Source organism: Asaia sp. SF2.1, assembly GCF_000505765.1.
Taxonomy (GTDB): domain Bacteria; phylum Pseudomonadota; class Alphaproteobacteria; order Acetobacterales; family Acetobacteraceae; genus Asaia; species Asaia bogorensis.
In genome coordinates this window covers 24,292-25,515 of the sequence record NZ_AYXS01000003.1, presented here as the reverse complement: position 1 = coordinate 25,515, position 1,224 = coordinate 24,292, and the positions used below count along the sequence as shown (strand labels likewise).

The 1,224-nt window shown below is 56.5% G+C and carries 2 protein-coding genes; both read right to left on the bottom strand.

Features of this window, described 5'->3' with window-relative positions:
• Positions 1 to 403: hypothetical protein (locus tag P792_RS37320; protein WP_031240067.1), on the bottom strand; the 403-nt coding region annotated here is incomplete at its 3' end.
• Between the two features lie 368 nt (positions 404 to 771).
• Positions 772 to 1,224 (bottom strand): hypothetical protein (locus tag P792_RS23460; protein WP_031240066.1); only part of this gene is annotated, 453 nt, incomplete at its 5' end.

The window sequence follows — 1,224 nt, the reverse complement described above, 5'->3', positions numbered from 1 at the left end:
GTGTACGGGCGAGTTCACGCTGAAGAGCCGCATGATCGTAACTGCCAGGGAAGCGGGTGTTCGCTGCACGCATGAAGCAGAGCAGGGTACAGAGTCCGAGCAGGATTGCAGCAAGGAGGCGATAAACGCCGCCGGTCAGATTGAGTACGGTCCATAGCGTCGTGGCGGACATGTCTTGTGGCGCCCGTTGCATGACAGCAATATCCAGACGACGCGCCCATGATGAGAAGGGCAGTGCGACCTGAAGTTCTGCATGACGCAAGGCAATCAGTTCTGTCGCCATCTGCGCATGAAAGCGCATCCACGCCATGATGACGATCGCACCGATTGCGACAGCCAGCAGGAGGATGCCGAACGCGATCTGCGCGGAGCGATCGCCTCCATCGGTGCCTTGACCGATCATGGCAGGAAAACCCCGTTCAGACGGGGGTAAGCTGAGCGAGGCACCGGCACATGGAAGGGATATGTCTTCATCATGACTGAATCGTCCGACAAGGCGATCCAGAGAGCGATGGTTTTTTTTTCAGAATTCGTGTTTCTGACGGATTTTTATACGAGAGCAGAGGCCGTACGAGGGTCTCTCCGGTGACTCCGCCTACCTTCAGAAACGATGCTGACCAGGCATCAGAAGGAGCGTGATGAAACGTGATAACTCGTGACCGAACATGATCCCCCAGGTGACCGGGGCCGCCATTTCCTTGGTTGAAGACGAATGCAACCCGTCTCTGGAGGCGGCGCTCAATAGACGCGGTTGACAAAACTAGGTGGAAATCAGGACGGCATCGTTGCTGTGCCCGTGATGTCAGCCATTTCTTCGGCAGAACGGTCTTCTATGAGGCGAGCTACCAAACCACAAGCGATGTTACTGGTCATGAACACAAAAAGGATGTCGCCGAGGCTCCGATATATTTCTGTACGTGCCGTGTCGAAGAAGCCAATCAGCCGCGCCTGGGATAAGTGGTGCATGAGAGGCTGCAGAGCGTTCACAAGATCGGCGCTCGACTGTGTGAGTATGAGGTAGGTGATGACCGGGGCAAGCAGGACGAAAATCAGCCCAGGGACGAGCAGTAGAAAAACCAACGCCATTCCGGCACCGTACGGCAGGCCAGCACGCAGGGTCTTCGGCAATTCCCGCAGGGAAAAGTAGAACGGTACCTTCAGAAGCTCCTCTTTCAGGCTGGTCGCTGCCTTGCGCGGCACGTGATGGTGCATGCGCTGCGCATC